The sequence below is a fragment of the Rhizobacter koreensis genome (assembly GCF_013366375.1).
GTDB lineage: Bacteria > Pseudomonadota > Gammaproteobacteria > Burkholderiales > Burkholderiaceae_C > Schlegelella_A > Schlegelella_A koreensis.
This window is the reverse complement of sequence record NZ_JABWMJ010000004.1, coordinates 94,887-119,322: the sequence shown is the minus strand read 5'-3', so window position 1 is coordinate 119,322 and position 24,436 is coordinate 94,887. Positions and strand designations below refer to the sequence as shown.

Sequence of the window (24,436 nt, the reverse complement as noted above, 5' to 3'; positions counted from 1 at the left end):
CCGGTGAGCGACAAGGGTTTCCTCGGGGCCTGCCGGACGCGGCGTTGACGCGGCTCGATCGCGACGCGTCGGCCACAACGAAATCAAGGAGAGGTTCGTGAACAAGAAGGTTCTGGGATTCAAAGCGGCCGCGCTCGCGCTGGCCAGTGCGGCCTGCCTGTCGTCCGCGCACGCGGCCCCGGTCGTCACCGTGCTGCCCGACGCGTCGGCGGCTTCGGCGGCCGCGCTCGTCAACGCCCTGCTCGGCTCCAACAGCGGGATCGCGGTCGTCGCCGGCTCGGCGCAATACACCGGGGCGGCTACCGCATCGGGCACCTTCGCGAACGGCGGCACCGGGTCGAGCGGCCTCGGCATCGACCGGGGTGTCGTGCTGTCGAGCGGCGATGCGCGCTTCGTGGGCAGCAGCGCCGCCTTCCCGGGCGACGTGGCCAACAGCACCGGTACCTTCACCGCAGGGTTCGGCAACTCGCTCACCCCGAACATGTCGCCCGGCACGAGCCTCCTGAGTTCGCTGTCGCCGTTCGGCACCCAGAACGCCTCGGTGCTGAGCTTCAATTTCATTCCGAACAACCAGCGAATCACGATGAGTATCGTGTTCGGCTCGGAAGACTATAACGACGCGCTCAATTCGGGTTTCCCGACCGATGTCTTCGGTATTTTCGTCAACGGCGTCAACTACGCGCTGGTTCCGGGCTCCAATACCCCCATCTCGGCGTCATCGATCAATTGCGGCGGCCCCACCTCCGGTGCAGCGCCCAATATCGGTGGTCAGAACTGCAACCTGTACCGCGACAACCCGCCGTTCTTCGATTCCATCATCACCGAGCTCGACGGGCTCACCACGCGCATCGACCTCACGATCCCGGTCAATTTCGGCGCCGTCAACTCGATCTCGTTCGCGATCGCCGACGCGATGGACTCGTTCGGCGACTCGGCGCTCCTCATCTCCGCCGGCATCCAGGCCATCCCGGAACCTTCGACGCTGGCGCTCGGCAGCGCCGCCGGGCTGTTGCTGTGGCTCTCGCGCCGTCGCCAGGCGCGCGGGCAGTCCTCGCGCGGCGCAGCCCTTTCCTGATCACGACCTCTACCACAGGAGACACCATGGAACGACGTAGTTTTCTCTCGGGCGCTGCCGCTGCAGCCGCCACCGCCGCCACCGCGCTGGTCGGCAAGGAAGCGGCCTTCCCGAGCACCGCGGCGGCGCAGACCGCCCAGCCGCAGCGTCTGGTGACGCAGGTCTGGTCGCGTCACGCCCAGTGGGTGCGCACCGAAGCCGAGACGCGCCAGGACCCGTACGGCACCGGCGTCGCGATCGGCGAGGCGATGCGCGCGGGCGGCTACGCCGCGGTCGACCTGACCGTGCGCGACGGCGGCCACGTGCTTCCTTCGCAGGTCGCCACGCATCTGCCGCAGATGCTGGCAGGCATTCGCAGCACCGGGACCATCTGCGACCACATCGGCACCAACTTCGCGCCGCCGACCAACGCTGCGGACACGTCCTGGATCCAGACCCAGTTCGTGCACGAGATCCTGTCGGTGGCGGGCGCCAACGGCATCCGCAAGTACCGCTTCAACAACAGCGGTGGCCAGTCCTTCGCGAACAACACGTTCGGTCAGACCATGACCTCGCTGCTCGACGCGGTGCGTCTGCAGTATCGCCGCCTGGCCCAGATCAACGCGATGTACGGCGGGATCCAGGGCGTGGCGCATACCCACGGCAGCAACATCGGCAACACGGTCGAGCCGTATGCCTATGCGATGCAGGGTATCGACCCGCGCCTCATCGGTATCAACCTCGCGATCGGCCACGTCGTGTCGAACGCGCCCGGCAACGCGTGGCAGATCATGATGCGCCGCTGGATGCCGAACATCGGTTGCGTCGCGCCCGAGGACGTCGCCGGCACGATCAATCCCACCACGGGCGCGCTCAGCGTCGGCCGGGTCTCGCCGGGCATGCCGGGGCTGATCAACTGGACCACCTTCTACCAGCTGCTGCGCCTCGGTGGCTACAGCGGGGCGGCGGAGAACCAGCTCGAGTACAGCATCACCGGTGGCACCGGCACGTCGGTGAGTCTCAACAACGCCGACTTCGCCGACAGCCCCAACTACACGAGCGGCCGACTGACGCCGGCGATCATGATCGCCGAGTTCCGCAAGAACTCCGACTCGATCCGTACCCGCGCGATCGCGGCCGGCTGGGATCCGTCGCAGATCCTCTGACGTGGCTTGCGGGTGGTTCGTCGTCCCGATGAATCGCCTCACCGCAAGAACGCCCACCTTCGCGGTGGGCGTTTGCTTTCGGGCCGCGCGGGATCAGGAAGGCCGGCGCGCGATCCGGCGTGTTGCGCCCCGCACCGTCACCCGAACTTGACCGAATAGCCCCACGAGTCGAGGCCGCTCGGAATGGCGTTGAACGCCATCGTGATGCGGCGCTCACCCTGGTTCGGAGGCACGGCGTGCAGCAGGTAGCTGGGGAACAGGACGACGTCGCCCGGAGCCGGCTTGGGGCTGATCCAGCGATCGCCGTTGAACGGCGTCGACGTGACGTTGGCGTGCTCGTTCTTGAACACGAAGTCGCTGCCGCCTGCGGAGCGCAGGAACACGGTCTGCGACGCCTCGTGCGTGTCGGTGAGGTAGACCACGCCCGAGATGAAGCTGTTGGCGTGGTTGTGCATGGCCTGCTGACCGCCCGGCTCGAGCACGTTGACCCACATTTCCTTGATCGACCACTCGAGACGCTCGCCGAACATCAGCGCGCCCATGTCGACGATCTTCGGGGTGATCACGGTCGCGGCCTCGACCAGCAGCGGGCTGTCGTCGGGGCCGAGCAGCGCCGTGTGCGAAAGCTGGTCGGACGCCTTGTTGAGGTCGCGCGGCATCACGGTGAAGTGCCGCACCAGACCCTGAACCAGGCTCGCGCTCAGGGTGCCGGGGGCGCGCAGGAAAGGGGTCGGGAAGAGGCCGAAGACTTCATCCATCGCGTGCACCTGGCGGAGATTCGGAGGTCGGACGAAAAAGGGCCCCGGGGGTTGCCCGGGGCCACGAAGCACCGTTCTGGACGATGAGAGACAAGCGTTAGCGGCGCCGCGCGCTCAAGCCCTCCGGCGCACGAGCAGCATCGTACCGGCGCCCAGCATGAACAGCAGCCAGGTGCCGGGTTCCGGGACGGTGCCCACGAGCGTGACCAGGCCGGAGGCGAACGCGGAACCCGCGTTCGCTCCGCCGAGACCCACCGAGGCCTCACTCGTGAGCAGCAGCTCGAGCGTGCCGACGGTTCCCGGCGTCAGGTAGTAGTCGAGCGTGCGGCTGGCGGTGATGATGTCCTCGAACAGCGTGACGCCGCCGCTCGTCAGACGCGCGAACAGCGAAACACCCGACAGGCCCGAGCCGGTCACGGCTTCGAACGGGTCGAGGCCCAGGTTCAGGATGAGCCAGCCGCCGTTGACGAACGAACCGAAGAAACGCGCGGCGCCGACCGCGCTGGAAACACCGGCACCGGTGCCGGTGACATCCGCCGACGCGTTGAGCAGGCCGGTGTCGGCGATCGCGCCGGCCGTCGCGATGTCGGCGGTCCCGATCGATGCCGCGGTCGCGATGACCGGCGCCGCGCCCGGCGGGCTCGATTGCGAGCCGATACCAGGCGCACCGTCGCTCAGGGCGATCGCGTCGGCGTTGAGTTCCACGTTGAAGAACGAGATCGGCGCCGCTTGCGTCGAGAACGCAAGAGCCGCCAGACACCCCACCAAGATTCGCTTGATCACTTCGACCCTCCCTTTGTGCCGATGAAGAAGGACGCGCACCATGCGCGCCCTTCGAACGTCCATCTCGTCGAACGCTCGAAATGGGCCCGAGCGCCCCTCGCGGGTGCCCGGGCCCAGCCGATCATGCTCCGATTACTTCACGGTGCGCACGTTGGCGGTGCCCTGAAGCTTGCGTTGCACGCCGGCAGCGTCGACGAAGTTGGCCGAGACCACCAGCGGGACGGCGTTGCCCTCCGGAACGTTGTGATCGATGTCGCCCTTGTTGAAGGTCGCCACCAGCGACGTGCCGTTCGCCGAGAGGCTGGCGGTGACCGCGGTGAACACCTTGTTCGAGAGCGGCGCCTTCAGTTGAACGTTGCCGATCGTCGGGTCGCCCAGGCCGACCGGGCCGATGTCGAGCTTCCAGCCAGCCGGGACCGTCATCATCGCGGTGACGAGGCCCTGAACGCCGGTGTGCACGCCGTTCGCCGAGCGCAGGTTCAGCACGTTCGGCACGATCTGCAGAGCGGCCGGCTCCGGCGCGAGCGTGACGATCACCCGGCCCGCCGGACGCGGGTCCGTGCAGTCGTTGTAGAAGTACTCGCCCTCCTTGTCGAACTTGTACTGGGCGGTCTGACCCGGCTGCAGCCTGAAGTTGAACTTGCCCTCGAAGAACTGGGTGGCGCAGTGCTCCTTCAGGTTCGGCGCGTTCGGGAACGTCTCGACACCCGGGTTCCGGAACGTCACCGTCGTGCCGACCGGGACCGAACGGTTCGACGGGATCATCGAGTTGGTGTTCACGCTATCGCCGGTCGAGGTCGCGGTGTTGTTCGAGCGCGCCATCCAGATCTCGTTGGCCGGCACGATGCCCGCTGCGGTGTTGTCCGTCGGGCGACGGATGTTCGGGATCTGCAGGGCGTCCGGAGCCTCGCCGCTGCCCGACACGATGGTCGGGTTGGCACGCGTGCCGGTGTAGTACTTGGCGGTGCCGCCGAGCTTCCACGCAAACACCGCGTCACCGTTGCCGCCTTGCGAGTACGGCTGGCTGCCCGCCATGTTGGTGGTCGCAACGTACTGCTCGCCGTTGACCATGTACGAGATCGTGCCGGCCTGGCTGGGCGCACCCATCGAGTAGCGCCACAGCTCGTCACCCGTGGCCGCGTCACGCCCGATCACGTAGCCGTCCATCTGGGTGTGGAACAGCAGGTCGGACGCCGTGACCAGCGGGTTGTGCTGGCGCGAGAGGTCGAGCACGAGCCGCTTGTACCAGACGACCTGACCGGTCGAGCTGTTGACGCCGAGGATGGCACCCGACTGATAGCCGCCGATCATGCGCAGGCCGTTGCCGCCCTGCTGCAGCGGGTGGCCGCCGGGCATGTACGAGAGCCCGACGTAGTGCATGTTGAGCTTCGGGCTGTACGACACGTTGGTCATGTCGTTGCCGCCGTTCTGGCTCGGCGGGAACACGTACACGAAGCCTTCGTACGAGCCGTCGTAGAGGCAGCCGTTGCGCGGCGGCCCGACCATGAAGGGCTCTTCCGCCGTCAGGTAGTTCGGCGTCTTGTAGACCAGCCGGTACTGACCCGGGTTCGCGGGATCGGGCTCGGCCTGAAAGCCGTTCCAGTTCGGGGCGATGCGGTTCTGGTCGCCGGGAACCGCGGAGCCCAGATTCTGCTTGTTGACGCAGAGGTCGCTGTAAATGTTCTGCAGCGGGAAAGGCTGCGTCAGCGCCGGGTTGTTGCGGCTGTCGCCGGGAACCGCGCGGTACTCGATCGGCAGCACCGGCTTGCCCGTGGCGCGATCCAGCGTGAACTGGAACGCCGACTTGCTGCCATAGAGCAGGACCTTCTTGACCTGCCCGCCGATGGTCACGTCCGCCAGCGTCGCCGGCAGCGCGTTGTCCATGTCCCAGATGTCGTGCTTGACGGCCTGGAAGTGCCACTTGTAGGCACCGGTGTTGAGGTCGAGCGCGACGATCGAGCTGCCGAACAGGTTGTCGCCAGGACGGCCTTCACCGTTCTGCGAGCCATTGCAGCTGCGCACGTTGCCGAACGGCACGTAGATCATGCCCAGTTCGGGATCGATGGTGCCGCCCTGCCACGGGGTTGCGCCGGCGGTGCGGTAGCACTCGTTGGGCGTGTCGTTCGGCGTGACCTTGGTGGTGAAGGAGTCGCCGGGATCGAAGGTCGTTCCGTTCACATCGGTGAACGTGGACCCGTGCGGGTAGGTGCTGAAGAACGTCCAGACCACCGCGCCGGTGTCGGCGCGCAGCGCGACGAATGCGCCACGGTTGTTGTCGTTGTTGCCCATGAACACCAGGCCGTAGGGCGCACCCGCAGCCTTGTAGTACATCGGGCGGACCTTGGCGATGCCGCTGATGGCCTCGCCGTTTGACGCGACCGGCTGGACGGCCCAGAGGACGGCGCCGGTGTCCTTGTTCAGGGCGACGACGCGGTTGCCGGCAGCGGTCGTGAAGATCTTGTCTTCACCGTACGCGACGCCGCGCTGCTGCGTGGCCGGACCGTAGTTGTTGGGCGCCGGGTCGCTGGCGTTCGGCACCCACTTCCACTTGACCTCACCGGTGGCTGCATTGAGCGCCATCGCGCCGCCGCCGGGCGGGTTCAGGTACATGGTGCCGTCGACGACGATCGGCGTGGTCTGCTGGGCCGTCGCGTTGTTGCCGGGGCGCGAGACCGGCGAGGTCACCGGCTCGGCGCCGGTGTGGGTCACCCACGCCAGACCCAGGTTCTTGACGTTCGCCTTGTTGATCTGCGTCAGCGAGCTGTAGCCATGGCTGCCGAGGTTGCCGGTGGTATAGGGCCAGTTGGCGCCTGCGGGCGTGAGCGCCGACTGGGCGATCGACACGCCGGGCGCTGACGTGGCCGCGATGACGGCGGTCAACGCCGTCAGGGCGGATAAGCGTAGTTTCATTGGTTATCTCCTCGTTGTGCTCTCTGAAACGGAAAGCGGCTGAGCGACGGCGGGACTTCACCCGGTTCCCCGTCAGCCGTGTCTCACTCAGCCGCGTCGCACGCGTGCAGCCTCCTGGCAGACCCGGGGACGATGCCATGCGACCAACAAAGAAACACCGGACGCTTGTTTGGCCCGACCGTTCGAGCGCCCTGCGATATCGCGGGCCGAGGCAGCGGCCGCGCACCGGCGGGCGCGACCCCGCCGTGGCGGCTACGTGCGGGGCTGAACGGGACAAGGGAAGTGCACGGAGCCGCGCAGTGCCGCGGCGTTTCGCTGCGGCGGCGTCCCTCGGTGCGAATCCGGCGGGGCGGCGCGATCAGCGTCGGCGCATGCGCCGCGTCAGCAGGCGCCGTCCGGCTGGGACAGCTCTTCTTCCGTGGGGGCCTTGGCCGGCTCGGCGTGGCGGCCCGCGCCGCCCGCGCCGGTGGCGCGCGTCGCCTGAGACGGAAGGGAGCGTTCACCAGCGATCACGACCTGGCATCCGGTGACCGGGCAGGCGATGTCGAACGCGGCGCGTCCTTGCAGGAGCTGCTTCCACGCGTCGCCGACACTGCGCGCGCGCAGGTGCAGCGTGACGAGCACCGACGGCAACAGCGACTCCGCGTCGTGCACGGCGGTTCCCGTGGCGCGCGCGAGCAAGGCGACGGCCTCGGGCAGCGGCACGCCGTCGAAGTCGAGCAGCAGGTCGTTGCCCTGCCGGCGCACGGGGCCGCCCGCGGCGGGCTCGGGCGATGGCGGCAACACGGCCGCTGGTGATGGTCTGGCCGATGCGACCGACGCTGCGAGGATCGCTTCCGGCGTCTCGGCCCGGCCGAACAGCTGCGGGCCGACGAAGGCGAGCGCGAGCAGGCTCGAGCCGCCAAGCACGCCGGACGCCAGCAGGTGCTTGGCGCGCGCCGCGGCCGGGGCCTGCGACGTGGCGCCGAACCTGCCCGGCCAGCCCGCCGCCTGCTGATTGGCCGCCCGGCAGAGCGCGCGCAGCGATCGCGAGCCAGCGTCGTCCGTCATGCGGGTCCTTAGGCGCGCGCAGCGCGTGCCGCGATCGCCGTGTGGCGGGCGATCAGGCGGCGCGCGTTCTCGGCGATCGGCGCGTCGATCATGCGGCCGTCGAGTGCCGCGGCGCCGCGCCCTTCACGCGTGGCGGCTTCGAGCGCGTCGATCACGCGGCGGGCGCGCTCGACCTCTTCGCTGCTCGGCGCGAACAGCGCATTGAGGATCGGCACCTGCGCGGGGTGGATGCACGACGCGCCCACGAAGCCGAACCGGCGCGAGCGCCGCACGATGTCGGCGAACTTCGCCTCGTCGGCGAAGTTCGTCATGCTGTCGACCAGGCCGAGCGGCAGCACGCCGGCCGCGCGCGCGGCGTAGACGAGCTGCTGCTTGGGCATCAAGAGCGTCTCGAAGCTGGGCTCGATGCCGCAGTCGAGCGCGAAGTCTTCCGAGGCGAGGTTGAGCGCGACGATGCGCGGGCTCGCCCGCGCGATGGCCGCGGCGTGCAGCCACGCATCGGCGCTCTCGATCAGCACGATGAGGCGCGAGTGACCGACCGTCATTCCGCGCTGCTGCTCGACTTCGCCGATCAGCTCGTCGAGCAGGCGCACGTGATCGGCGCTCGCCACCTTGGTGAGCGTGAAGCCGTCGACGTGCGGCCCGACCGCCGCCTCGATGTCGCGCACCGCCAGGCCGAGCGGCCGGTTGATGCGCACCAGCACGTCGGCGCCGCCGGCGCGCACCCGCTCGGCGGCAGCCGCCACGCAACGGCGCGCGAGCTCCTTTTCGGACGGCGGAACGCTGTCCTCGAGGTCGATCTGGATGCAATCGGCACCGCGCTCGTGCGCGCGTGCGACGAAGCGCTCGACGTGCGCCGGGACGTAGAGCAGCGAGCGCCAAACCGGCAGCTCGGGGCTCATCACTCGTCGCCGCCGGCGCTGGCGCCGCGTCGCTCGACCACCACCTCGGACTCGACCAGCGCCCGGTAGCCGCCCGCGTCGATGCCGAGCTCGCTGAGGAGGTCGCGGTTATGCTGGCCGAGCCACGGCGCCGGCTTGCGGATGGTGCCCGGCGTGCCCTGCAGGCGCGGCACCACGTGGTGCATCGGCAGCGTGCCCATCTCGGGATCGGGGTAGTCGGCGAGCAACTCGCGCTCGACCACGTGCGGGTCGGTGAGGATCTGCGAGACGTCGTAGATCGGACCGCACGTGACCTCGGCCTTCTCAAACACCGACACCACCTCGGCCTGGGTGTGACGGGCGACGAACTCGCCGATGATCGCGTCGAGCTCGGCGGCATGCCGCACCCGGTCGGCATTGGTGCGAAAGCGCGGATCGTCGATGAGCTCGGGCCGGCCGATCGCGCGCAACGTGCGCTCGGCCATCTTCTGCGTCGAGCCCGAGAGGCTCACGTAGCGGCCGTCCTTGGCCCGGTAGGCGTTGCGCGGCGCCGCGTTGGTCGAGCGGCTGCCGGTGCGCTCGCGCAGGCGCCCGGTGAGCCGGTAGTTCGCCGCCTGCGGGCCGAGCATGGCGAGCAGCGGGTCGAGCAGCGGCAGGTCGACGACTTGCCCCCTGCCGCCGTTCATCTCGATCTCGCGCAGCGCGATCATGACCGCCGACGCGCCGTAGAGCCCGGCGATCCCGTCGGCGAGGTACATCGGCGGCAGCACCGGCTCGCGGTCGGCGAAACCGTTGATCGCCGCGAACCCGGACATCCCTTCGATCAGCGTGCCGAAGCCGGGCCGCTCGTGATACGGGCCGTCCTGCCCCCAGCCCGAGATGCGCACGATCACGAGGCTCGGGTTGCGCTCGAGCAGCACCTCCGGCGCCATGCCCATCTTCTCGAGCACGCCGGGGCGGAAGCTCTCGATGAACATGTCGGCCGACGGCACGAGGTCGAGCAGCAGGTCGCGCGCACGCTGCTTGTGCAGGTCGAGGCACAGGCTCTTCTTGTTGCGCGCGTAGATCTTCCAGTGCGTCGACACGCCCTCGGTCTGCCAGGCGCGCAGGGTGTCGCCGGCGGGCGGTTCGACCTTGATCACCTCGGCACCGAAGTCGCCGAGGATCTGCGTGAGCACGTTGCCGGCGAACAGGCGCGACAGGTCGAGGATGCGCAGGGTCTTGAGCGGACCCGACGCCTGCGGCTCGTAGTCGCGCCGATGCAGCTTCGAGGTCGGCCCGGCGGCGGTTGCGCCAGACGACGAGGCGCCGGCTGCGGATGGCGCGAGTGCCTGCAAGGTGTTCACGTTCATGGTGGCGGCATCAGTCGACGGCGTTGCCGCCTTCGAGGAACTCGGCGATGTCCCAGAACCCGGTGCGCGGCATCGGCAGGTCGCCGCGCGTGCGCACCTCGAGCAGGAAGGGCTGGTCCTGCTCCATCGCGTGCCTGAGGCCGTCGGCGAGCTCGTTCGGGTTCGTCACGAGCATCGAGTCGATCCCGAACGACTTGGCCATCAGCATGAAGTCGGGGTTGTAGAGCTCGCCGTTCGGGCGCCGGAACTGGGTGCCGTACGCGTTCTGGAAGTAGGTGTTGCCGACGGTCTGGATCGTCGAGAAGCAGAAGTTGTTGAACAGCACCCAGAGCACCGGGATGTCGAGCTCGACCGAGGTCGCGAGCGCGCCCATCACCGACGTGAGGCCGCCGTCGCCCACCAGGCCGATGACCTTGCGCTCGGGCGCGCCGAGCTTGGCGCCGATCGCCGCGGCGGGCGAGAAGCCCATCGTGGCCATGCCGCCGCTGGTGAGGAACGAGGCCGGCCGCTCGATCTGCAGCTGCTGGCCGGCGCCGTTCTTGTTCCAGCCGACGTCGGTGACGAACACCGCGTCGGCGGGCGCCAGCTCCGAGAGCTCGCGCAGCAGGCGCGCCGGGTGGATCGGCGTGCCGGCGTCGTGCTGCGACTCGCGCAACGCCGCCTGCCAGTCGCGCTTGCGCTCGGCGACCGCCGCGGCCTGGGTCCGCGCGACCTCGGCCGGACGCGGCGACGCGCCGAGCACGTCGATCAGCGCGCGCATCGTCGCCTTGGCGTCGCCGACGATGCCGACATCGACCGGATAGCTCTTGCCGATCTCGCCCGGGTCGATGTCGATCTGGATCAGCTTCGAGCCCGGAATGTTGAAGGTGTACTCGGGGCGCCACGAGCTGCAGTCGGCCTCGCCGAATGCGGTGCCGATCGCCAGGATCACGTCGGCGCTCTGCGTCGTCTCGTTGGCGGCGCGGCTGCCCCAGATGCCGGTGGTGCCGAGCGCGAGCGGGTCGCTCTCGGGGAACATGCCCTTGCCCATCAGCGTGGTCGCGACCGGCGCCTGCAGGCAGCGCGCGAGCTCCGCGAGTTCGGCGGTGGCTTCGGAGAGTGCGACGCCGTTGCCGGCGAAGATCACCGGGCGCTCGGCGGCCTTGAGCATCGCCGCGGCTTCGGCGAGCCCCTGCGCGTCGCCGACCGGGCGGCGGTACGCCGGCCGGCGCGACAGCGTCTCGGCGGGCACGTCGACGACGCCGGCGAACACGTCCATCGGCACGTCGACCAGGACCGCACCCGAGCGGCCGGTCTGCGCGAGGTTGAGCGCGCGCGGCATCACGTCGGCGAGGAACTTCGCCTCGTCGACGCGCCAGACACGTTTGCAGACCGGCTTGAAGATGTCGGCCTGCGACGCGTCGGCGTGCAGTCGGATCTGCTGGTGCGCCTCGCGGGCGTGGTGGTACGAGGGCGTGTTGCCCGAGATCACCAGCATCGGCGTGCCGTCGGCGCCGGCCGTCGCGACGCCGGTCAGCGCATTGGTCAGACCAGGCGACAGGTGGACGTTGACGACGGCGAGCTTGTGCGAGACGCGAAAGTACGCGTCGGCGGCGTGCACCGCCTGCTGCTCGTGGCGGAACGAGACGTACTCGATGCCGAGCTTGTGGCAGGCGTCGATCAGGCCGTAGTTGGTGTGGCCGCACTGGCCGAACACCTTGGTCACGCCTTCCTGCTGCAGGCAGTGGGCGATGTACATCGCACCGGTCATGCGGGTCGTGGTCATGGAATCCTCGTCAAGAAAGGCTGGCCGTGATGAGCCGCTCCTCGGTCATCTCGCGCATGGCGTAGCGCGGACCTTCGGTGCCGACGCCGCTGTCCTTGACGCCCGAGAAGGGCATCAGGTCGACCCGGCTGCTGGAGGGCTCGTTGATGTGGACGACGCCGACGTGCAGGCGGCGCGCCGCGTTGAGGGCCGTCATGACGTCGCGCGTGAAGACGCCGACCGCCAGCCCGAACGGCGTCGCGTTGATCTGCCGCACCGCGTCGTCGAGGCCGTCGACCGGGATGACCGAGACGACGGGTCCGAAGATCTCGTCGCAGATGACGCGCATCTCGGGGCGCACGTCGGTCAGGATGGTCGGCTGCATCAGCGCGCCCTCGCGGGTGCCGCCGTGCAGCAGGCGCGCGCCCTGCGCGATGGCCTCGTCGACCCAGGCGAGCGCGCGCGCGGCGTCGCGTTCGCTGATCAGGGGGCCGATCACGTTCTGGCGGTCGTGCGGATCGCCGACCTTGAGCGCGCGCGCGGCCGCGACGAAGCGCGGCACGAACGCGTCGATCACCGCGCGGTCGACGAACAGGCGCTGCACCGAGGTGCAGGCCTGGCCAGCGCGCCGGAACGCCGACTGCACCGAGCGCGTCGCCGCACGGTCGAGGTCGGCGTCGGCACAGACCAGCGTCGCCGCGATGCTGCCGAGTTCGAGCGCCACCGGGCGCAAGCCCACGGCGTCGCGGATGCTCTTGCCCACCGGCGTGCTGCCGGTGAAGCTGTAGAACGCGATGTCCTTGTTCTCGACAAGCCAGCCGCCGACCTCGGAGCCGGGGCCCTGCACCAGGTTGAGGTGCCCGGGCGGCAGGCCGGCGTCGAGCAGCACCTGCGCGAGCAGCGCGCCGCTGAGCGGCGCCACCTGCGGCGGCTTGACCACCATCGTGTTGCCCGACGCCAGTGCCGGCGCCACCTTGTGGGCGACCATGTTGAGCGGCGAGTTGAACGACGTGATGCCGCACACCACGCCGCGCGGCACGCGGATCGTGAACGCCATCCGGTGCGCGTGGCCGGGCGCCGCCTCGATCGGCACCATCTCGCCGACGAGGCGCTTGCCCTCTTCGGCCGAGATGATGAAGGTCTGGGCGGCGCGCGTGACCTCGTTCTCGGCGTCGACGTACGGAAAGCCGGCCTCGGCGACGATGGTGCGGGCGAACTCGTCGCGCCGCGCCTCGATCAGCTCGGCCGCCTTCATGAGGATGCGGTAGCGGTCGTACGGCGCGAGCTTGTTCGACTCGAACGAACGACTTGCCGCGGCGACCGCCGCGTCGACCTGCTCCTTCGAGGCGCGCTCGCAGCGACCCACCAGCGAGCCGTTGAACTTGTCGAAGACCGGGAAGTCTTCGCAGCCCTCGACCCAACGGCCGTCGATCAGCAACTGAGCGTGCTGAGCACTCGGCGCTTCCTTGTCCAACACGCACCCCCTCGCGGATTCCGGACAGCTGCGGGCTGCCCCGACCGGGGTGCCTGCAGCCGATGTTAGTTTTCTCGCGCCAACGTGCCGCAGAGAACGAGGCGCGGACGATGCCCGAGCGCGCCCAAAATTCCCAGGTATCGCGGATTTGGCCGGTCTTCAGGCGCTGCGGCGCTGCCCTGCGATGTTGTGCAGCTGCATGGCCGTGCTCGGCACGCGCTCGTGCGAGCGGAACGCCTCGAAGAGCGCGCTGTCGAGCGCGCTGGCTCCCGCCGGCGCCTGCTCGAAGTTGGCCCAGCGCAACCACTTGCCGATCTGGAAGCGGTGCACCTCGACCGCGAGCATCTCCGAGCGGCGCCACGACGACACCGTGGCGTCGATCTCCTGCCACGCCAGGCGCAGCCAGTGGTCGCGCCGTGCGCGCCGCAGGGCGCGCTCGTTGGTCGGCAGCCGCAGGCACCGCTCGAGCGGCAGCTTGCCGCCGCTCGCGAGAAAGGCGCTGAACCCGCGGCACAGCCAATCCAGGTCGGCGCGCTCGATGTTGTCATTGGCCACGCGCTGCGCGCGCACCAGTTCCTCGTCGAGGACCGACCAGGCGCTGTCGGGCGGGGCCGCCGGCCGCAAGGGTTGCAGCGGGACCCGCGAGCTGTCGGAGCCGGTATCAAGCACGCTCACCAACTCCCTCGTGGCCACGCATCTCGTGACTGCCTGAGCGCTTCACCGGACACATGAGATTTCCTCAAAGGTTAGGGTTTCTTCCTAGCCGTACAGCGCTCGCGAGCTTGTCGGCACCGGGGAAAGTCTATAGTTCGACGGAGCCCCGGCCTAACGACGATTTGTTCAACCAAACATAAGCAAAACTCAATGAAGCTGGTGTTCCTGGCGACCCTCGACGCGATCCTTCGCAGGGGCAGCTTCGCGGCCGCCGCCGAGGAGATCGGGCTCACCCCGAGCGCGGTGAGCCTGCAGGTGAAGCGGCTCGAGGAACACCTCGGCCAGCCGCTCTTCGTGCGTACCGGCCGGGTCGCGCAGCCGACCGCAGTGGCACGCGAGCTCGCGCAGTCGCTGCGCGACGCGCTCGCCGCGATGGAATCGCTGCGCGTGCGCTCGACCCCGGTGGTCGAGGGCCGTATTGCGGTCGGCACCATCCGCACCGTGCAGAGCAGCACGCTTCCGGGCGCGCTGATGGAGGTGCACCGGCGCTACCCCAAGCTCTCGGTGCGCGCGGTCCTCGGCGAGTCGGGCGCGCTCATGGAGCAGCTGAAGATGGGCGGGCTCGACGCGGCGGTGGTCATTCGCCCGTCGACCGGCGGCGCGAGCCGCTTCCGCTGGCATCCGCTCGCGCACGAGCCGTTCGTCCTGATCGCACCGCTCGACAGCGAGGAGACGAACCTTGCCGAGCTGGCGCGCCGCTACGACTGGATCCAGTTCGACACCGCGCTGGTCAGCGGTCGGCTCGCCGCCAACCACCTGCGCCGCGTGCTCCCGCGCGTGCGCGGCAGCGTCGAGGTCGACTCGATCGATGCGATCGTCGCGCTGGTCTCGGCCGGCATGGGCATCTCGGTGGTGCCCAAGCCGCGTCATCCCATCAGCAGCGTGCACCCGGTGCGCGAAATCACCTTGAAGGACGGGCCCGTCCGCGAGATCGCGTTCGTGTGTCGCGAGCTCGACGCCGACAACCGCCGGGTGATCGCCCTGCGCGAGTCGTTCGAGCACGCCTACGCGGCGTCCGGGCACTGAGCCGGCGCGACCCGATCGACGCTCGGCCCAACAGCAGGCGCTCGGCACGTCCTCGACGCGCCGAACGAAAAAGGCCCCGGGACCGAAGTCCGGAGCCTTGCAGGCATCGTCCGTGGACGATGCAGCGAGCAGGCGGGCGGCCGGGCCGCCCGCGCGGCTTACTTGATGACCTGCACGTTGGCGGTCGACACCAGCTGCTTCTGCTGGCCGTTGTTCATGAAGTTCGCCGACACCGTCAGCGGCACCGAGGTGCCCGCCGGGATGTTGTTGTCGATCAGCGACTTGTCGAACGTCACGAGCAGCGTCGAACCACTCACCGTCGCGTTCACCGCCGGGAACAGCGTGGTCGACAGCGGCGTCTTCAGCTGCACGTTGCCGTTGCCGTCGAGCGTGTAGCCCGCCGGGACCTTGAACGTCGCGGTGACCAGACCCTGCACGCTGGTGAACACGCCGTTCGCGGGGCGCATGTTCAGCGTCGACGGGATGAACGACAGCGCGCCCGGCACGTTCTGCGGAACCGCGTAGACGATCACGCGGCCGGTCGGACGCGGGTCCGTGCAGTCGTTGAACCAGTACTCGCCTTCCTTGGTGAAGGTGTACTGAAACGACTGGCCGGGGTTCAGCTTGGGGTTGAAGAGCCCCTCGAAGAACTGCGTCGCGCAGTGCGCCTTGGTGTTCGGGAAGTTGGGGAACGTGGCCGAGCCCGGATTCAGGAACGTCACCGTGGTACCGACCGGCACGCGCATGTTGGTCGGGTTCATCGACGCCGTCGTCACCGTGTCGGCGCTGCCGGCCGTGTCGGCGGTCCGGTTTGCGCGCGCCAGGTAGACCGTGTTGTTCACGGTCGCGCCCTCGGTCATCGTGGTGTTGACCGTGCGACGGACCTGGAACGGAGCCGGCGTCGGCGCCTCGCTGCTGCCCGTCACCGGGTGCTTGAAGGTGCCGCCGAGCTTGAACGCCCACAGTTTGTCGCCTTCCGAGAGGATCGCGACGTACTGGTCCGAGCCCACGGTGTAGGTCACCGGTGCGGCGCCGATGCTTGCACCCGTCTGGAACTTCCAGAGCGACTTGCCGGTGACCGCGTCGAGCGCGTAGAAAAGCCCGTCAGGCTGACCCACGAACACGATGTCGCCGGCCGTGATCAGGGGACCCTGGCCGTGAGCGGCGTCGAGCCCAAGGTGGTTGCGCCATGCGACCTCGCCGGTCGACGCGTTCAGGGCGATGATGCCCCCGCTCTGGTACTCGCCCGGCGCCCGCAGGCCGTTGCTGCTCTCGCCACGATCGTGCGCGACGAGCGCCACGCCGTACGGGATGTAGACCATGTTGGTCCGCGGGCTGTAGCCGTGCGTCGACCAGTCCGCGCCGCCGTTCTGGCTGGTCATCGACAGCACCGGCATGTCCCAGTGGTCGTCATACATGCAGCCCAGGCGGTGAGGCGGCGTGCCCGGTTCGCGCGGATAGTCCGCGGGATAGGTGACGAAGGGCTTGTCGACGTCGAGGTAGTTCGGCTCGGTGTAGACGAGTTCACCCCGTGCGTTCGGCTGGTAGCCGTTGTAGTTCGGCACACCGCGCCACGGGCTGCCCGGAATGTTGTTGGGGCTCAGCGGCTCCCAGACCACGCATTCCGGGAACCACATGCCTTGCGCCGTGAACGGCTGAGTCGGCGTGCTGAGCTGGCGTGAATCCACCGGCCGGCCCTTCTCGACCACGCCGGTCAGGGGCTTGCCGTTCGTCCGGTCCAGAATGAACGTCATCGCCGGCTTGCTGCCGTAATAGATCGCCTGCTTGGTCTGACCAGCGATCTGCACATCGGCCAGCACCGGCGCATGGACGTTGTCCATGTCCCAGTGGTCGTGGCGGATGGACTGGAAGTGCCACTTGTACGCACCGGTCTTGAGGTCGAGCGCGACGAGCGAGTCGCCGAACAGGTTGTCGCCCGGGCGGCCGGATGCGTCCTGCGACGACGCGCAGCTGCGCACGTTGCCGAACGTGAAGAAGACCTGCTGCGTGCCGGGATCGACCGCTCCGTGGACCCACGCGGCCGCTCCGGCGGTGAGCGCGCACTGCGGATTGGTCCCCCAGCTGGCGCCCGCGTCGACGGTCTTGCCGTTGACGTCGGTCACGACGCGGCTCGGCTCGGCGCTGTAGAACGTCCAGACCATCGCGCCGTCGCTGCTCCGCATGGCGAAGGCCGAGTTGCGGTTGCCGTCGTTGGTCGACATGAAGACCATGCCGTCGTGATAGATGGTGGCCACCTTGGCGACGTTGCCGAGGCTGGCACCGCCGGGGCCGGTCGGCTGCACGACCCACACCTGGGCGCCGGTGTTCTTGTCGAGTGCGACCATGCGGTTGCCGCTGGCCGTGGTGTAGACCTTGCCGTCGCCGACGGACACGCCGCGCCGGGTGCCGGTGGGGCCGAAGCCGGTGTTCGCGACCGTGGGCTCCCACTTCCACTTCGTCACGCCCGTTGCACCATCGATGGCGCTGACGCCGCCGCTCGGCGTGTCGAGGTAGATGACGCCGTCGACCACGATCGGGGTGGTTTGCTGCCCCGTGCGCGGCACGCCCGGCGCCGGCGTCGGCGTCGTCGCAGCCGCGGCCGAGACGCTCGTCATCCATGCCGGACCGAGGTTGTTGAGGTTCGACTTGTTGATCTGGCTCAGCGACGAGTAGCTCTGGTTGCCGAGGTTGCCGCCGACCTTGGGCTGGTCCTTGTCGCCGGGCGTGCAGCACGCATTGAGATCGGCCGCGGCACCGAACATGACCGCGGGCGTCGTCAGCGCCGCGATGGCAATCAGCGACGAGACGATGGGATTGAACTTCATTGAGCCTCCTAGTGGCATGTACGAACTTGTCCCCGATGCGGTGGTTCCGGCGAACACCTTCATCCGGGGACTCTCACCGGTACTGGGCGACGGGCTTGGCACCTGCCGCCAGGTATTCTGTAGAGTAGAACGGCGTTCTAGAACAGACCCGCCATTGAACGCGCGCCGGCCTCGCTTGTGAGTAGGCAAAAACCCGAACGGCTGGCCGAGCGGCCGAGCGCCGGGGATGGCCGGCGCGAGCGACCGAAGGTCGCCGGCGAGAGGCTCAGAGGCGCTCGAGCGCCTTCGACAGCCACTCCACGCACACCCGCACCTTGGCCGATGTCTCGAGCCGCGCCGGGTAGACGGCCCAGATGTTCGCTTCCTGCTCGAACTCGGGAAGGATGCGCACCAGCCTGCCGGCGGCGATGTGCGGACCGACGTCCCACATCGAGCGCAACAGGATGCCGCGGCCGTCGACCGCCCACTGCACGACGATCTCGCCGTTGTTCGACGACAAGGGGCCGGTCACCTTGACGGTGCGCTCGCGCTTGCCGGAGCGCAGCCGCCACACGCCGAACGGATGGTCGCGCTCCTTGATGATGAGGCAGTCGTGGCTGGCGAGGTCCGCCAGCGACTTGGGCATGCCCTTCTCCGCGAGGTAGCTCGGTGCCGCGCACAGCACGCGATGGTTCGACGCGAGGCGGGTCGCGATCAGGTGCGGCGCGATCTCGTCGCCGACCCGCACATCGAGGTCGAAGCCTTCGGTCGCCACGTCGACCAAGCGGTCGAACACCTCGAAGCGCACCTGCAGCGCCGGATGCTTCTCGACCATTCGCGAAATGGCCGGGCCCACGATGTTGCGCCCGAAGCCGAAGCTGCTGCAGATGCGCAGCAACCCGCGCGGCGCGCGGCGCTTGAGGTTGAGGTCTTCGTAGAGCTGCTCGACCTCGTCGAGGATGCGCTGGGCGCGGTTGTAGATGCGCTCGCCCTCCTCGGTGACGACGACGCGGCGCGTGGTGCGGTGGATGAGGCGCGCGCCGAGGTCCTCCTCGAGGATCCGGATGCGCTTGCTCACGTACGCGGTCGAGACGCCGAGCTCCTCGGCCGTGGCCGCGAAGCTCGCCTTGCGCACTACCGACAGGTAGACGCGCAGGTCTTCGGTGAGCGGAGCTTTGTTCACGCTTCGTGCACGGTCGGTTTACGGACGATGGATTGTATTTGCCGGAAGCGGCCCCTAGGATGCGCCCTCACTCGAGTGGAGAAGCCATGACGCAGGTCGTTCGATTCGCGTCGATTCCGGGCGACGGGATCGGCAGGGAAGTGATGCCCGAGGCGCTGCGCGTGCTCGAAAGAGCCGCCGGCGCGTTCGATTTCGAGCTGCAGGCCGAGCCGATGGAATGGGCCAGCTGCGACTACTACCTCGCCCACGGCCAGATGATGCCGAGCGACTGGAAGGCGCAGCTCGAAGGCTTCGACGCCCTCCTCTTCGGCGCCGTCGGCTGGCCGGCGACGGTGCCGGATCACGTCTCGCTGTGGGGCTCGCTGCTCAAGTTCCGGCGCGAGTTCGACCAGTACGTGAACCTGCGGCCGGTGCGCCTGTTCGAGGGCGTGCCCTGCCCGCTCGCCAACAGGAAGCCCGGCGACATCGACTACTTCGTGGTGCGCGAGAACACCGAGGGCGAGTACACCAACCTCGGCGGCGTGATGTATCCGGGCACCGAGCGCGAGATCGTGATCCAGGAGTCGGTCTATTCGCGCCACGGCACCGACCGCGTGATGCGCTATGCGTTCGAGCTCGCCAACTCGCGGCCGCGCAGGCACCTCACGGTCGCGACCAAGAGCAACGGCATCGCGATCAGCATGCCGTGGTGGGACGGCCGCGCCGACGCGATCGGCGCCGAGTACCCGCAGGTTGCGGTCGACAAGCAGCACATCGACATCCTCACCGCGCGCTTCGTGCTGCAGCCGGGCCGCTTCGACGTGGTGGTGGCGAGCAACCTCTTCGGCGACATCCTCAGCGACCTCGGCCCGGCGACCACCGGAACGATCGGCCTGGCGCCCTCGGCCAACCTGAACCCCGAGCGGCGCTTCCCGTCGCTGTTCGAGCCGGTGCACGGGTCGGCGCCCGACATCTACGGCAAGGGCATCGCCAACCCGATCGCGATGATCTGGTCGGCCGCGCTGATGCTCGACTTCCTAGGGCAGCGCGCGGCGCACGACGCGATCCTGCGTGCCATCGAGGACGTGCTGCGAGCCGGTCCGCACACGCCCGATCTCGGCGGCAACGCGAGCACGGCCGACATCGGTCGGGCCATTGCCGAGCGGATCGCGTCCGTGCCGTGAAAGCACAGGCACGGCGCCGCAGAAGCGCCGGTCCACCCTATCGAACCCAAACGAAGGAGACGACATGACACCACGTTCCAGCACCCGACGCGCTGGCAAGACCCGCCTCGCGCTGGCCGCCGCCGCGGCAACCGCGCTGGGCGGTGTGCTTGCGGGTCCGGCCGCGGCGCAGCCCGCGGCGGGCATTCCGACCGGTGGCCCGACTTCGCTCGCTGCGACGGTGAAGGCACGCCAGCACATGTTCGGCTTCGAGAACGTCAATGCGACGACCGGTGACGTACGCCGCGACCGCGTGATCGCCTCGTGGCTCACGACCACCACGTTCGCGGTCGCCGCCAACGGCAAGGTCTTCATGATGGACGGCTTCATCAACGACGACGACGTCGTGACGCCGCCGGCGCGCAAGCGCACGCCGACCGGACTGCAGGAGCTCGTCGACCTCAAGCCCGAGTGGATCTTCGTCGGCCACGGTCACGCCGACCACACCGACTACGTCGCCAACGTCGCGTATCGGACCGGGGCGACGATCTTCGGCGCCGCCGAGCACTGCGCGCAGATGCAGCGCGACGCGGTCGCGCAGTTCGGCGTCGGCCAGTCGGTCAAGTGCACGTCGGTGCTCGCGGCGGGCGTGCCGATTGGCACCAAGGCGATGAACCTGCCGCACCTCAAGCCGGCGCTCTGCCTCAACGTGATCCGCCACCTGCACGGTGCGGCGACGCCCGCCGACACGACCATCCCGCCGAACGGCATCGAGTTCCGCGCCGGCGAGGACCCGCGCGAGTTCGACCTCTGGGGCAGCGGCCCGGCAGCGTACCCGAACGTGCGCACCACCGGCGGCCCGGGCGGCGACCTCAACATCCTCTATCAGTTCATCGTGCCGGGGCCGCGCAACTTCTCGCTGTCGATCTACGACAGCGTCGGGCCCTACAAGGAGCTGGCGCCGAACCTGATCACCGAGTTCCAGGCCTGGCCCGCGACCGACGTGCTGATCGGTGCGGTGAGCGGCGCCAACAACCCGACCAACGGGATGCGCGACGCCGCCATCTACGTGCGCGACATGCAGCCGAAGGTGTTCGTGCCGAGCCACCACGACGAGTCGCAGCGCCGTCGCGGCGCCGCCGGCGGCTCGGGTGAGACCTGGAAGCGCAACATGCTGACGTCGATGACGAACATCGGCATTCCGGCGGCGCAGCAGCCCGAGGTGCGCTGGCTCAACGATCCGTACGACTACGTCCGGCCTTCGCTGCTGACGTTCGACCCGAGCTCGCCGCGCTGGACCAAGACCGCGGCGCGGCCGAGCGCGACCTGCAACTGACGCACAACGAGACCGGAGACAACGCCATGAGACAGCATTCCTCCAAGCTGCACGCCGTGCACGTCGCGCTTGTTTCGATGCTCGCGAGCGCACTCGTCGCCGCCTGCGGCGGCAGCGACGACGATGACGACGCGCCGGCCAACCCCGGGCCGAGCGCGCCTGCCACGCCCGCAGCGCCGGCACAAAGCGCGCAGATCGCCGCCCGCACCCACTACTTCGGCGCCGAGAACGTCGACCAGGCCACCGGTGCGGTGCGCAGCGAACTCGTCGTCATGTCCTGGATGAGCAACACGACGTATGCGGCGGCGATCAACGGCAAGGTGGTGCTGCTCGACGCCGCGCTGATGCGGCGCGAGACCACGCCCGGCCGCACACCGACCACGCTCGACGAGGTGGTCGCGCTGATGCCGTCGTACATCTTCGTTGGCAAGGCCGCACCGGGCTACGCCGACCTCGCGGCCAACGTCGCGTTTCGCACCGGCGCCACCGTGGTCGGGACGCAGGAGCACTGCGACGCACTCGAGGCCGACGCGCGCCGCCAGCAGAACTGGAGCGGCACCGCGAAGCTGCTCAAGTGCACGGCGGTCGTGCCGGTCAACCAGCCGATCGGTCAGACCGTCACCGCCACCCAGATCGCCGACCTCGCGACCTGCGTGCGTGCGGTCAAGCACAGCGATCAGAACGTTGCGACGGCCGATCCGCGCCTGCCGGCAGCGAGCTTCGACTGGAGCCAAAACGGCGACGCCCGCGACGCCACGCTCTTCCCGCGCGGCACGGCGGCCAGGGACAACGTGACGACCACCGGCGCCGCCGGCGGCCCGGCGCTGCTGTACCACTTCACGATCGGCGCCGAGCGCAACTTCACGCTGGTGTGGAACGATCGCGTCGGCTCGCTGCCGGAGAACGCGCCGGTCGCGCTCGGCCTGCTTCGCAGCCTGCCGAAGACCGACGTCCAGGTCGGCTCGGTCGACGTGTCGAACGCGTCGAGCAACGGCCTGCGCGACGCCGCGTACTACATCCAGGCGCTGCAGCCGAAGATCTTCTTCCCGGCCGGTCACGATGCCGCGGCACAGCGCGCCGGCGCGTTCAACACCGCCGAGCTGATGAAGCGTGCGCTCGAGGCGTCGATCGACAACGTCGGCGTGCCGAACGAGCCCGAGCTGCGGATCAACTTCGACCCGTACGACTACGTCAAGCCGCACGACATGACGTTCGACCCGTCGGCTCCGGCATGGCAGCGCGCGGGCGATCGCCCGATGCCGCTGAACTGCCAGTAGCGCTTCGACACACGGGCGACGCTCCCGCCGAGGCCGACACGCGGGGGCACCAGCCCCCGCGCCTGTTCGTGGCTCGCGTGAATCGCGCAGCCCCTGCCGATTCGCCAGAATGGCGGCCCTCGAATTGGGCGAGGGAGCGAAGCGATGGCAATGGACGTGGTCGACTACGAGATCCGCGGTTCGGAGATGCAGTTCGTCGAGGTCGAGCTCGACCCGGGCGAGGCGGCGATCGGCGAAGCGGGCAGCATGATGTTCATGGACGCGGGTGTTCGCATGAACACCGTGTTCGGCGACGCGTCCGGCGGCGCACAGGGCGGTGGCCTCTTCGGCAAGCTGCTCGGCGCCGGCAAGCGCCTCGTTACGGGCGAGTCGCTGTTCACGACGGTCTACACGAACGAAAGCGCCGCCAAGCGGCGGGTCGCCTTCGCCGCGCCCTACCCCGGCAAGATCATTCCGATCGACCTGCGCCAGCTCGGCGGCACGCTGATCTGCCAGAAGGATGCGTTCCTGTGTGCGGCGCGCGGCGTCTCGCTCGGCATCTGGTTCCAGCGCCGCCTGTCGACGGGCTTCTTCGGCGGCGAGGGCTTCATCATGCAGAAGCTCGACGGCGACGGGCTTGCCTTCGTGCACGCCGGCGGAACGGTCGTGCGGCGGGAGCTGCAGCCGGGCCAGATCCTGATGGTCGACACCGGCTGCCTGGTCGCGCTCACGCCGAACGTCAGCTTCGAAGTCGAGTACGTCGGCCAGATCAAGACCGCGTTGTTCGGCGGCGAGGGCCTCTTCCTCGCCAAGGTGACCGGCCCGGGCACTGTGTGGCTGCAAAGCCTGCCGTTCTCGCGCCTCGCGTCGCGCGTGTTCGCGGCGGCGCCGCAGCGCGGGGGCTCGCGCGAGGAAGGCTCCCTGCTCGGCGCCGGCGCGATCGGCGGCGTGCTCGGCGGCATCTTCGGCGGCGACGACGAGTAGCCTGCGCCGCGCCCCGCGGCCGGTCGCGTCCACCGACGTCAGCGACGTTCGGACCGACCAAAGCAGAAGGGCCCGGTTCTCACCGGGCCCTTCGTGCGATCGACACGAGCGGCGGGCGCCGCTCGGTGCGACGACGCGATGCGTCAGGCGCCGCGGCGCGCCTTGGTCGCGGCCTGCGTGGCGCCGGTGACCGTGGCGGTCATCGCCTGCACGTTGGCATCGGCCGTCTCGGCCATCTGCGCGACCGCCTTCTGCGCGTTCTCGATCGCGTTGTTTGCCGCGGCAGCGCCCGAGCGGACGAACGAGAGCACGTTCTCGGTGCCGGCCGGCGCGTTGCGGGCGGCACTGTCGACGGCGCTCATGAAGCGCGTCTGCGCGTCGGCCGCCACGGCCTGCGCGACACGGCCGACTTCGGCGCCGGTCGTCGCGGCGACCTGGTACACGCTGCGGGCGTAGGCGGTCGCGCGTTCGGCGGCCGGCTGGGCCAGGCTGGCTTGCAGCGCCCAGACGTCCTGCGGCTGCTTCACGGAAAGCAGCGCCTGGCTGGCCGAGCTGGCCTCGCCGAGCGCGTCACGCGCGGTGCGGACGTTCAGCTCGACGAGCTGCTCGACGCCTTCGAAGCCCTTTGACGAGAGTTGGAACAGCGCATCGAAGGTGGCCTTCTGCGCGTCGAGGAATTGTTCGGTGGTCAACATGGCGATCTCCTGGTTGGTGGTGCCTGACGGTGCACTTTTGCTGCACCGCAACATAACCGCAGTATACCCGTGCGTGAGCGGTTTGCAAGTGACTTGTGCTGCGGCGCAGCATGAATCAACCAGG

The 24,436-nt window shown here is 69.1% G+C and carries 19 protein-coding genes; 7 read left to right on the top strand and 12 right to left on the bottom strand.

All coding sequences use genetic code 11. The features are described 5' to 3' along the window. Positions 1-190: 190 nt before the first annotated feature. Both HQN59_RS09890 and HQN59_RS09885 read left to right on the top strand, forming a co-directional pair. Positions 191-1,075, top strand: coding sequence for a choice-of-anchor L family PEP-CTERM protein (locus HQN59_RS09890; protein ID WP_176068703.1), 885 nt, complete (start codon positions 191-193; stop codon positions 1,073-1,075). 26 nt (positions 1,076-1,101) lie between these two features. Beyond that, complete coding sequence (locus tag HQN59_RS09885; RefSeq protein ID WP_176068701.1) at positions 1,102-2,220, top strand: twin-arginine translocation signal domain-containing protein; 1,119 nt, start codon at positions 1,102-1,104, stop codon at positions 2,218-2,220. Positions 2,221-2,357: 137 nt separating this feature from the next. Here HQN59_RS09885 and HQN59_RS09880 read toward each other — a convergent pair whose 3' ends face one another. From HQN59_RS09880 to HQN59_RS09840, 9 genes are all read right to left on the bottom strand, one after another. Beyond that, entirely contained in the window at positions 2,358-2,978 is a 621-nt protein-coding gene (locus tag HQN59_RS09880; RefSeq protein WP_176068699.1) for a TIGR02466 family protein, read from the bottom strand. A gap of 114 nt (positions 2,979-3,092) precedes the next feature. Then, positions 3,093-3,761, bottom strand: a complete 669-nt coding sequence (locus HQN59_RS09875) for a PEP-CTERM sorting domain-containing protein (protein ID WP_176068697.1) — start codon at positions 3,759-3,761, stop codon at positions 3,093-3,095. 132 nt (positions 3,762-3,893) lie between these two features. Beyond that, positions 3,894-6,671 carry an outer membrane protein assembly factor BamB family protein gene (locus HQN59_RS09870; RefSeq protein WP_176068695.1) on the bottom strand — a complete coding sequence of 926 codons (2,778 nt, stop codon included), beginning with the start codon at positions 6,669-6,671 and terminating at the stop codon, positions 3,894-3,896. A gap of 381 nt (positions 6,672-7,052) precedes the next feature. After that, positions 7,053-7,580 carry a hypothetical protein gene (locus HQN59_RS09865; protein WP_176068694.1) on the bottom strand — a complete coding sequence of 176 codons (528 nt, stop codon included), beginning with the start codon at positions 7,578-7,580 and terminating at the stop codon, positions 7,053-7,055. A 149-nt stretch (positions 7,581-7,729) separates the two neighbouring features. Continuing rightward, complete coding sequence (locus tag HQN59_RS09860; protein ID WP_176068692.1) at positions 7,730-8,623, bottom strand: HpcH/HpaI aldolase/citrate lyase family protein; 894 nt, start codon at positions 8,621-8,623, stop codon at positions 7,730-7,732. Then, complete coding sequence (locus HQN59_RS09855; protein ID WP_176068690.1) at positions 8,623-9,954, bottom strand: CaiB/BaiF CoA transferase family protein; 1,332 nt, start codon at positions 9,952-9,954, stop codon at positions 8,623-8,625. The genes HQN59_RS09860 and HQN59_RS09855 overlap by 1 nt, the downstream gene beginning before the upstream one ends. Positions 9,955-9,964: 10 nt before the next feature. Beyond that, positions 9,965-11,719, bottom strand: a complete 1,755-nt coding sequence (locus HQN59_RS09850; protein ID WP_176068688.1) for a thiamine pyrophosphate-binding protein — start codon at positions 11,717-11,719, stop codon at positions 9,965-9,967. A gap of 10 nt (positions 11,720-11,729) precedes the next feature. Beyond that, positions 11,730-13,172, bottom strand: a complete 1,443-nt coding sequence (locus tag HQN59_RS09845; RefSeq protein ID WP_176068686.1) for an aldehyde dehydrogenase family protein — start codon at positions 13,170-13,172, stop codon at positions 11,730-11,732. A gap of 159 nt (positions 13,173-13,331) precedes the next feature. Then, the gene (locus HQN59_RS09840; protein WP_176068685.1) at positions 13,332-13,847 is read right to left on the bottom strand and encodes a hypothetical protein; all 516 of its coding nucleotides are present in this window, start codon (positions 13,845-13,847) and stop codon (positions 13,332-13,334) included. Positions 13,848-14,036: 189 nt separating this feature from the next. Between HQN59_RS09840 and HQN59_RS09835 the strand changes: the two genes are divergently transcribed. Further along, the gene (locus HQN59_RS09835; protein ID WP_176068683.1) at positions 14,037-14,912 is read left to right on the top strand and encodes a LysR family transcriptional regulator; all 876 of its coding nucleotides are present in this window, start codon (positions 14,037-14,039) and stop codon (positions 14,910-14,912) included. Between the two features lie 158 nt (positions 14,913-15,070). Here HQN59_RS09835 and HQN59_RS09830 read toward each other — a convergent pair whose 3' ends face one another. Both HQN59_RS09830 and HQN59_RS09825 read right to left on the bottom strand, forming a co-directional pair. Further along, positions 15,071-17,737: an outer membrane protein assembly factor BamB family protein gene (locus tag HQN59_RS09830; protein ID WP_176068681.1), complete on the bottom strand. Its 2,667-nt coding sequence runs from the start codon at positions 17,735-17,737 to the stop codon at positions 15,071-15,073. Between the two features lie 265 nt (positions 17,738-18,002). Then, a complete protein-coding gene (locus tag HQN59_RS09825) occupies positions 18,003-18,899 on the bottom strand; it encodes a LysR substrate-binding domain-containing protein (protein ID WP_176068679.1) in 897 nt (298 codons plus the stop codon). 86 nt (positions 18,900-18,985) lie between these two features. Between HQN59_RS09825 and HQN59_RS09820 the strand changes: the two genes are divergently transcribed. The 4 genes from HQN59_RS09820 (at position 18,986) to HQN59_RS09805 (ending at position 23,617) form a co-directional block, all read left to right on the top strand. After that, positions 18,986-20,062 (top strand): tartrate dehydrogenase, encoded by a 1,077-nt coding sequence (locus tag HQN59_RS09820; protein WP_176068677.1) that lies wholly within the window; start codon positions 18,986-18,988, stop codon positions 20,060-20,062. A gap of 64 nt (positions 20,063-20,126) precedes the next feature. Further along, the gene (locus HQN59_RS09815; RefSeq protein WP_176068675.1) at positions 20,127-21,377 is read left to right on the top strand and encodes an MBL fold metallo-hydrolase; all 1,251 of its coding nucleotides are present in this window, start codon (positions 20,127-20,129) and stop codon (positions 21,375-21,377) included. 26 nt (positions 21,378-21,403) lie between these two features. Next, entirely contained in the window at positions 21,404-22,654 is a 1,251-nt protein-coding gene (locus tag HQN59_RS09810; protein WP_176068533.1) for a hypothetical protein, read from the top strand. Between the two features lie 144 nt (positions 22,655-22,798). Beyond that, a complete protein-coding gene (locus HQN59_RS09805) occupies positions 22,799-23,617 on the top strand; it encodes a TIGR00266 family protein (protein ID WP_176068673.1) in 819 nt (272 codons plus the stop codon). A 143-nt stretch (positions 23,618-23,760) separates the two neighbouring features. On the opposite strand, the gene HQN59_RS09800 is transcribed toward HQN59_RS09805, so the two are convergent. Next, positions 23,761-24,312: a phasin family protein gene (locus tag HQN59_RS09800; RefSeq protein ID WP_176068671.1), complete on the bottom strand. Its 552-nt coding sequence runs from the start codon at positions 24,310-24,312 to the stop codon at positions 23,761-23,763. Positions 24,313-24,436: the final 124 nt, after the last annotated feature.

Coding starts and splice junctions, on each gene's coding strand:
- HQN59_RS09885 (WP_176068701.1), top strand. CDS start 1,102: ATGGAACGACGTAGTTTTCTCTCGGGCGCTGCCGCTGCAGCCGCCACC.
- HQN59_RS09880 (WP_176068699.1), bottom strand. CDS start 2,978: ATGGATGAAGTCTTCGGCCTCTTCCCGACCCCTTTCCTGCGCGCCCCC.
- HQN59_RS09870 (WP_176068695.1), bottom strand. CDS start 6,671: ATGAAACTACGCTTATCCGCCCTGACGGCGTTGACCGCCGTCATCGCG.
- HQN59_RS09860 (WP_176068692.1), bottom strand. CDS start 8,623: ATGAGCCCCGAGCTGCCGGTTTGGCGCTCGCTGCTCTACGTCCCGGCG.
- HQN59_RS09855 (WP_176068690.1), bottom strand. CDS start 9,954: ATGAACGTGAACACCTTGCAGGCACTCGCGCCATCCGCAGCCGGCGCC.
- HQN59_RS09850 (WP_176068688.1), bottom strand. CDS start 11,719: ATGACCACGACCCGCATGACCGGTGCGATGTACATCGCCCACTGCCTG.
- HQN59_RS09835 (WP_176068683.1), top strand. CDS start 14,037: ATGAAGCTGGTGTTCCTGGCGACCCTCGACGCGATCCTTCGCAGGGGC.
- HQN59_RS09830 (WP_176068681.1), bottom strand. CDS start 17,737: ATGAAGTTCAATCCCATCGTCTCGTCGCTGATTGCCATCGCGGCGCTG.
- HQN59_RS09820 (WP_176068677.1), top strand. CDS start 18,986: ATGACGCAGGTCGTTCGATTCGCGTCGATTCCGGGCGACGGGATCGGC.
- HQN59_RS09815 (WP_176068675.1), top strand. CDS start 20,127: ATGACACCACGTTCCAGCACCCGACGCGCTGGCAAGACCCGCCTCGCG.
- HQN59_RS09810 (WP_176068533.1), top strand. CDS start 21,404: ATGAGACAGCATTCCTCCAAGCTGCACGCCGTGCACGTCGCGCTTGTT.
- HQN59_RS09805 (WP_176068673.1), top strand. CDS start 22,799: ATGGCAATGGACGTGGTCGACTACGAGATCCGCGGTTCGGAGATGCAG.
- HQN59_RS09800 (WP_176068671.1), bottom strand. CDS start 24,312: ATGTTGACCACCGAACAATTCCTCGACGCGCAGAAGGCCACCTTCGAT.